The following is an 8,481-nucleotide window of genomic DNA, read 5'->3' on the forward strand; positions in this document are numbered from 1 at the left end:
CTGCAGCGCCGTTGGAACCCATGCTGGCACGCGATACCGCGTAACGGCGCACACGGCAGCAGGTGAGCCCTACCGCTTGGGCGGCGGCGGTGCCGCGTCAGACGCGGCGCCGGAGTCCTGCTGTGCGGACGCGGCAGTACCACTTCCGCCACCGGGCACGTTGCGTGCGGCCGTGTTGCCTGCGGCAGGGGCAGGCGCAGGGGCCGGCTGTTCGATGGCGTCGGCGTGCTGGCCTTGATCGGTCCGCTCGGGTTTGCTGCAGGCCGACAATGTCAGCAGGGCGACGGCACTCAACACCGCKATTCGCATGGCCCGTCTCCAGTAATGATCAGACCCCGAGTTGTAGCCACGGGACCGTCGGCGGTCCGTGAACGCCGTCTCGATCACTCCGTGACGACAGTCACATGCTGTAAGGTATGCCGCGTCGGCGCTCGTCCGTCCCGTGATGTACGGGTCGGGAGCCGAGCACGTCACGGAGCACGGAGTCCACAACATGCGTATTCCCGAGGGACTGGAAGCAGGTCGACAGGCACGGGGCCTGACGCGACGGCACTTCCTTCTGGCCATGGGTTCGGCTTCGCTGCTTGCGGCCTGCCACGGGAAAATGCCTGCGACGGCGGTGAGTACCGCACCCGATGCTGCGCCCGCCACCGACGCCAATGCCGCCTTCCTCCGGCTGTCCGAAGCCCTCACCGACAAGCGCGACCTGGACCCAGCCACCGCTGACCGGATCGAAAAGGCATTTGCCACGCTGCAGCCCGACGTCCATGCCCGGTTTCCCGCGCTTATCGCGCTGGCGACCCGGACGGGTGGGGCGCAGGCACTGCTGGCTGCGGCCGGCGACGCGAGGCCGGCGGCGCTGGCGATCATCACCGCCTGGTACACCGGCACCGTGGGTAAAGGCGTCCATGCCGTCACCGTGTCCTATCGCGATGCGCTGATGCAGCGCCCTGCCGAGGATGGCCTGTTCCCGGCGACCTACGCCCAGGGCGGGCCCGCATGGTGGACCGCCGAGCCGCCCGCACCGATCCGAGCACGCGCCTGACACCTGCGCGGTCATCTTCTTTTCCTGCAATTGATCTGGATACCCCTCATGAAAGCTCCGGTTTTCCGTGATGGCGACGTCGATGCCGACGTCGTGATCGTCGGTTCTGGCGTCGTTGGCGCATTGATCGCCCACCAGCTGGTCCGCGCTGGCAAATCCGTGCTGATCCTGGAGGCCGGCCCTCGCTTGAACCGTTCCGACGTCGTCGAGAACTGGCGCAACGCCAGCTTCGAGCGACGCATCGGTAGCGATTTCCAGGGGCCGTACCCGCAATCGAAGTTCGCCACCGCGCCGCTGTACTTTCCGGCCAACGATTACGTCGGCCTGACCGGCCCCGATGCCAGCAGCTTCCACCAGGGCTTCATCAAGGCCGTGGGCGGCACGACCTGGCACTGGGCCGCGTCGTGCTGGCGGCACCTGCCGGTGGACTTCAAGATGCAGACCGCCTACGGCGTCGGTCGCGACTGGCCGATCAGCTACGAAGACATCGAGCCGTACTACTGCCGCGCCGAAGAAGCCATGGGCGTGTCCGGACCGAACGACCCGGCCCAGCAGAGCCCGTCCGAGCGCTCCAAGCCCTACCTGGCCGACATGATTCCGTGGGGCAACGGCGACAAGGTATTTGCCGAGGTGGTCAATCCGCACGGCTACAACCTGGTGCCGATTCCGCAGGGGCGCATGATCAAGCCGTGGAATGACCGGCCTGCCTGCTGCGGCAACAACAACTGCCAGCCGATCTGCCCGATCGGGGCCATGTACAACGGCGTCCACACGGTCCAGGCCGCCGAGGCCCTGGGCGCCAAGGTGCTGGACGAATCGGTGGCCTACAGGATCGACACCGATGCGCAGAACCGGGTGACGGCCATCCATTGGTATGACAGCGACAAGGTCAGCCACAAGGCCACCGGGCGCAGCTTCGTGATCGCCTGCAACGCGCTGGAAACCCCGCGCCTGCTGCTGCTCGCGGCCAACGAACAGAACCCGAACGGGATCGCCAATTCGTCCGATCAGGTCGGGCGCAACATGCTGGATCACTCCGGCTTCCACTGCTCGTTCATCGCCGATCGGCCGATCTGGCTGGGCCGGGGGCCGGCGCAGTCCAGCTGCATGGTCGGGCCGCGCGACGGCGCGTTCCGGTCGCAGTACTCGGCCACCAAGATCATCCTCAACAACATCAGCCGCGTGCCCGTCGCCACCGATCAGGCGCTGAAGATGGGGTTGACCGGTGACGCGCTGGACGCGGAAATCCGCCGCCGCGCGATCTACGGCGTGGACCTGTCGATCAGCCTGGAACCCCTGCCGGATCCGACCAACCGCCTGACCCTCTCCACCACCCGCGTGGATGGCCACGGCCTGGCCTGCCCGGACATCCATTACTCGCTGGGCGATTACGCACGCAAGGGTTACGACAAGTCCTGCGAACAGCTGCGACACATCGGCACGCTGTTCAACGCCGAAGAGTTCGTCATCACCACCTCGCTCAATGCGAACAACCACATCATGGGATCGACCATCATGGGCGCCGATCCGCGCGACTCGGTGGTCGATGGCGATTGCCGCGCACATGACCATCCGAACCTGTGGCTGCCCGGTGGCAGCGCGATGGTCTCGGCCAGCGTGGTCAACAGCACCCTGACCATGGCCGCGCTGGCACTGCGCGCGGCCGACGCCATCGAGCGTGCMGCATGAAGACGATGCTGCTCATCGCGCTGGCCATGCTGACAGGCGTCAGCCAAACCGCACGCGCCGACGAGACCCTGGAACGCGGCCGCTACCTGTCCGTCGCCGCCGACTGCGTGGCCTGCCATACCAGCCCGAAGCAGGGAAAGCCGTACGCAGGTGGCTACGCCATCGCTTCGCCACTGGGCGAAATCTGGGCCAGCAACATCACCCCGTCCAAGACCCATGGCATCGGCACCTACAGCGAGCGTGATTTCGCCAAAGCGGTCCGCGAGGGCGTGCGCAAGGACGGCGCCCATCTGTATCCGGCCATGCCCTACACCTCGTACGCCAAGCTCACCGACGAGGACATCCACGCGCTGTATGTCTACTTCATGCAAGGCGTGGCACCGGTGAACGAGGCGGCGCATCGCACCGAGCTGCCGTTCCCCTTCAGTGTGCGCACGTCCATGGCGGTGTGGAACCTGCTGTTCCTGGACAAGACGCCCTTCAAACCCGATCCGGGCAAGGATGCGCAGTGGAATCGCGGCGCCTATCTGGTGGAAGGCCTGGCGCACTGTTCCAGCTGCCACAGCCCGCGCGGCCTGATGATGCAGGAAGTGGGCGGCAAGGCCTTCGCCGGCGGTTCGCTGGGTGACTGGTATGCGCCCAATATCACCTCCGACCCGATCAGCGGTATCGGCGGCTGGACCGATGAGGAGCTGGCACGCTATCTCAAAACCGGCCGCGTGGCCGGCAAGGCGCAGGCGGGCGGCGGCATGGCCGAGGCCGTGAGCAACAGCCTGTCCAAACTACAGGACCAGGACATCAGCGCCATCGTGGCCTACCTGCGCACCGTACCGCCCGTGGTCGACAAGGACGCCACCCGCGCTGCCTTCGCCTGGGGCGATGCCGCCAAGGCACCGGGCGAGCAACCGGTGCGTGGCACCGATGCCCCCCTGGCCTCCGGGCCGGTGCTGTACTCGGGCTTGTGCGCTAGCTGCCATGGTTCGCGCGGGGAGGGCAGCAAGGATGGGGTTTACCCCTCGTTGGTGCACAACACCACCGTGGGCATGACCCGTCCGCAGAACCTGGTGGCGACCATCATCGGCGGCATCGACCGCGACGTGAATGGCGAGCACGCCTTGATGCCGCATTTCTCCCAAGGCTCCTACGTACAGGCCCTGAGCGATGACGACATCGCCGCGGTCGCGACCTACGTGCGTACCCAGTTCGGGCCGGGTGACCAGGTCACCGCAGCGCAGGTCGCGCTCATCCGCGCCGGGGGCGAAAAGCCGCTGCTGGCCAAGATCGGGCGGCTGTGGCTACCGCTGCTCATCCTGGGCGCAGTGGTACTGGTGGGCGTGCTCCTGCTGGTGCGCCGCGCTTGGCGCACGCGCAGGAACCGGAGGGCCGCGGCATGAAGCGCACCTCCTTGATGATCTGTGCAGGGCTCGTGGCCTTGACCGCAAGCCTGCCCGCCTGGGCCGCCGACGCCGATGCGCCCAAGCCCAAGACGGTGGACACCATCACCCAGACCCCATTGAGCGCGGACTGGGCGGCCCGACTGTGGCTGCAGGACCGGGGCATCACCCCGAGCGCACGCATCGTCATCGCCAGCGGCGTCAACAGCGCCGGCTACAAGGGCAAGGGCTGGTCCACGGCCGAGCACATCGACCTGGGCGCGATGATCGACACCGGCAAAGCGTTCGGCTTCGACGGCACGCTGCGGGTAGTGTCCTCCGACCGCTTCGGCAATGCGGTCAATGAGCGCTCCACGGGGTCCTACATCCAGAACCAGGCCTTCTACGGGCAGGGCCAGAACCTGCGTTTCAACGAGTTGTCCTACGAACGCCTGCTGCTGGACAAGCGGCTGAGCCTCAAGGGCGGCTTCTACTCGATGGGCAATGACTTCGGCGGCCTGCCGTATACCTGCAACTTCAACAACAATGGTCAATGCGGGCATCCGCTGGGCCCGATCTACAGTTCCGGCTGGCTGGACAATCCGACCGGCCAGTGGGGCCTGCGGGTGAAGTGGAACGACCCGTCAGGCTGGTATGCACAGACCGGCATCTATGACGTCGTGCCGACGCGCAAGCAGGCCGGCAGCGGCTTCCGCGTTTCCGACCGCGGCAAGACCGGCCTGTTCCTGCCCGTCGAGGTGGGCTACAGCCACGGCAAGACCGGCTACGACTACGGCGGCACCTACAAGGTCGGTTATTACCTGGACACCTCCAATGCGGATGACATCGGCGATCCCCCCGCGCCACGGGCGTCGCATCGCAGTGGCTCCTACGTGCAGGTCGCGCAGCGCGTGTTGAAGCCGGAGGGCGACACCGTGCGTGGCCTGTCGGTGTTCGGCGTAGCCACCCGCGCCGACGCGAAGACCGGCCTCATGCGTTACGCGTGGGAAGCCGGCGTGAGCTGGCGCGGCGTGGTGGCATCGCGGGAAGACGACGTGCTGAGCCTGGCCTGGAACCGGCTGGACATCTCCGACCGGCTTGCGCGGTACCAGCAGGTGACCGGCAAGGACGTGCAGAGCAACGAGCAGTTCGTCGAGCTGAACTATGGCGTGCAGGTCACGCGGTGGTTGATCCTGCGGCCGTCGGTGCAGTACGTGGCGCGGCCCGGTGCATATGACAGCCGTCCGGACAGCTGGGTGTTCACGCTGCAGGCGCAGGCAACGCTTTGAGCCGGTCGGTACAGGCCACCGCCTGCCGGTAAGGGTCTGGACGTCCATGTCACGGCAGGCCGGTGCACCGGCCTGCCGTTTTCGTGTGCACAGCCGCCCCCCGCGCGGGGCAGGGCAGGGGGCGGACATCGGGTCACCCGCATACGTCCGTGAACAACCGCGCGAAGTTGCCGCCCAGTATCTTCTCGATGCGCGCGTCACGATGCCCACGCCGGGACAGCAGGAGCGCAATGCGGTCGAAGCGATCGGGTTGATTGAGGTCGGGCAGGAAATTGACTACCTCAGCGCTCTCTCCCGGCGCGGCGATGCCACGCTTGACGCGCTCCTCGACAAATGCGCGGAAGGCCTTGCGGTACTCAGGGGTCAGATCGATCGCCGGGATGATGCCGTCCGAACCCAGGCTGACGTGCTCTTCGCCGCAGACATTGATCGCGTGCTCGATATGGCGGATCAGATCCGCCGCCGTCGGTTGTCCCTCCTTGCGCAGGAAGGGCATCAGGTAGATGCCCGCCACGCCGCCACGGCCGGCGAGCAGGCGCAGCTCCTCGTCGCTTTTGTTGCGCGGACGGTCGACGAGGGCGGCGCAGCCGGTGTGGCTGATGGTGACCGGACCCCTGGACGCGGCGATCGCCTCCAGTGCGGTGCGCTGGCCGCTATGTGAGAGATCGATCAAGGCACGACCGGCATCGAGCCGCTCGATCAGCTCACGACCGAATTGGCTGAGCCCGGCATTGGCGGCCTCCAGGCAGCCGTCGCCGACCAGGTTGCGCCGGTTGTACGTCAGCTGGTAGATGCGCACGCCAAGACCGTAAAAGGTCTCGAAGCGTTCCAGGTCCTCGCCGAACGGCGTCGCATCCTGGAAGCCATAGATCAGGCCGAGCCGTCCGCTGTGCTTTGCGTTGGCAAGGTCCGCGCCGGTGCGCACCAGGCGCAGCGCATCGGCATGGCGCGCCAGTTCGCCGTTCCAGTAGGCAATGGCACGCATCGTCAGCGCATAGTCGTTGAGGTAACTGCCGACGCCACTGACCGTTACGTTGCAGGCGGTCAGTCCCGAGGCCCTTGCGTCGGCCAGCACGCGAGCGTCCAACGGTGCATATTCGGCCTCGGCCTRCGGGTCGAGCGGGCCACCGTTGAGGGTATCGATCACCGTGGCCTGAAGGTAGCCAGGCCACTGCGAGCGGGCGGCTGTTGCCGGCGCGGCGGCGCCTGCACGCGTCGGCAACAGCAGCGCGCCTGCGCTGCCGAGTGCGCAGGCACCAAGAAAGCGCCGTCGCGACGGTTCAATGGCAGGCGCCTCGCGCGTGGCGGCATCGATGGAGAGGCTCATTGGACCTGCACCGGCTTGCGCGGCTGGATACCGAGTGCCTGCTCGATCGCTGCCGGATCGAAGATCTTGCCACCCTTGAATACAAGCTCTACCTTGCGGATATCGCGCATGTCGTTGAGCGGATCGCCATCGATCAGCACCATGTCGGCCAGCTTGCCTGGCGCGATCACGCCGCGATCCTTGTCCACGCCCATGACCTGGGCCGGCGTCAGCGTCGCCAGGCGCAGCACTTCCGCATTGGGAATGCCGGCGCGGGCGTAGATCTCCAGCTCGGCGTGCAACAGGTAGCCGGCCAGCCCATCGGTGCCGGGCATCAGCGTGACGCCGCCATCATGGAGGGCCTTGACCATGCGCATCAACGCAGGGAATGCCTTGGCATAGGCTGCTTCCTGGCCCTTCGGCACCGGGAGCGGGTCGAAGCCGAAGTTGCGCTGCACCTGGGGCGGCAGCCGGGCGGCGATCGGACGCAGGCCTGGCGGTACCGGATCGTTGGGGTCGCCGGACAAATCCTCGAAGACGGCGAGGGTGGGATCCACAACAGTGTGGTGCGCTTTCAGGAACGCGATGAACTCGCGAACCTCCGGCTGGTCCGGCGTGTACTCGTAGGCATGCTCGCCGATCTCCGTCAGCCGCTTCATGTTGCGCGTCTCCTGCACCCGCGGATACATGAAATTGAGGAAGATGAAATTGATGTGCTGGATCTCGTCGGTGCCGCCCTCGACGAACTGTCGCGCCGATACGAAGGCCGGCACATGGCCGCTGACGCGCAGGCCGCGTGCGTGTGCATGGTCGGCGATCACCGGAAACAGCTCGGGCTTCAGCGAGGAATAGGTCTTGATCTGCACATAGCCATGGTCGGCATACCAGTCGACCGCCTTGCGGGCCTCCTCGGGTGTATTGACCAGCATCCTGGTCGGCCCGGCAAACGGTCCTGGCCCGTCAATGAAGCCGGCCATCGACACGCGCGGCCCGATCTCGGTGCCGGCATCGAACCGCATGACCCGCTCGATGAAGTTGTCGGTGTTGTTGGCCAGGTCGCGGCTGCTGGTGATGCCCGCGGCGATATCGAGAGGGCCATCGGCTTCGGCGTAGTGCTTGTGCACGTCCCACAGGCCCGGCAGCAGGAACCGTCCGTGCGCGTCGATGACCTCGGCGTTGGCGGGCGCGTCTATCCGTCCGTCGGCGGCCACCCGGATGATGCGCTCGCCGTCCACCAGCACGCTGGTGCCCGCCGTGGCGGTGAGATCGCGCGGGTCGAATACGCGCGCGTTGCGGATCAGCAGCGGCCCCTTCGGCTGGTGCGTAAGATCGCGCGCCAGCGTTGCCGACCATTCCGCATCGGCGCGCTCCTGGGCGGCGACGATCTGGGGCAGGCTGGCTTTGAGCGCCGCCGGCAGGATGGCGACCCAGCCCGATGCATAGGTGATCGCCGCCGTGCGACCATCGGCATGCAGCCATACCGAGGCGGGGGTGAAGCCCAGTCCGCTGATGCGGTAATGGGTCAGCTCGACGAGGCCAGCCTGGCTTTGGAGTTGCAGCGTGCCGACGCGTTCCACGCGCGCCTCACCCGATGGCAACAGCGCCAGGCGCTGCCCTGGCGCCTTCAGCAAGGCGCGGAGCAGCACGCCCTGGATCTCCGGCGGGGCCGAGATCGGCAGGAAGAAAGCGGGCGCGGTCAGCGCCCGGTCGCCTTGTTCGCTGGCATTTTTCCAGCGTGCCCGGCCGTCCCGCAGCGAGAACGTCTCGCTGACCTTGGCC

Annotated in this window: 6 protein-coding genes; 4 read left to right on the forward strand and 2 right to left on the reverse strand. The window is 66.8% G+C overall.

The window, feature by feature from the left end:
• Positions 1–493 precede the first annotated feature (493 nt).
• From AC1DQP_RS12420 to AC1DQP_RS12435, 4 genes are read left to right on the forward strand one after another with little or no spacing between them, the layout of a single operon-like run.
• Entirely contained in the window at positions 494–1,045 is a 552-nt protein-coding gene (locus AC1DQP_RS12420) for a sugar dehydrogenase complex small subunit (protein ID WP_457321401.1), read from the forward strand.
• 48 nt (positions 1,046–1,093) lie between these two features.
• A complete protein-coding gene (locus AC1DQP_RS12425; RefSeq protein ID WP_478051698.1) occupies positions 1,094–2,734 on the forward strand; it encodes a GMC family oxidoreductase in 1,641 nt (546 codons plus the stop codon).
• Positions 2,731–4,128 (forward strand): c-type cytochrome, encoded by a 1,398-nt coding sequence (locus tag AC1DQP_RS12430; protein WP_457319266.1) that lies wholly within the window; start codon positions 2,731–2,733, stop codon positions 4,126–4,128. The genes AC1DQP_RS12425 and AC1DQP_RS12430 overlap by 4 nt, the downstream gene beginning before the upstream one ends.
• Positions 4,125–5,396 carry a carbohydrate porin gene (locus AC1DQP_RS12435; protein ID WP_457319267.1) on the forward strand — a complete coding sequence of 424 codons (1,272 nt, stop codon included), beginning with the start codon at positions 4,125–4,127 and terminating at the stop codon, positions 5,394–5,396. Before AC1DQP_RS12430 ends, AC1DQP_RS12435 begins: the two co-directional genes overlap by 4 nt.
• A gap of 133 nt (positions 5,397–5,529) precedes the next feature.
• Here the strand turns inward: AC1DQP_RS12435 and AC1DQP_RS12440 are convergent, their stop codons facing one another.
• A complete protein-coding gene (locus AC1DQP_RS12440) occupies positions 5,530–6,723 on the reverse strand; it encodes a dipeptidase (protein WP_478051699.1) in 1,194 nt (397 codons plus the stop codon).
• Positions 6,720–8,481, reverse strand: a 1,762-nt coding sequence (locus AC1DQP_RS12445) for an amidohydrolase family protein (protein ID WP_478051700.1), incomplete at its 5' end; no start/stop codon positions are given. The genes AC1DQP_RS12440 and AC1DQP_RS12445, both read right to left, overlap by 4 nt.

It is taken from the genome of Stenotrophomonas sp. P5_A8 (assembly GCF_056400545.1).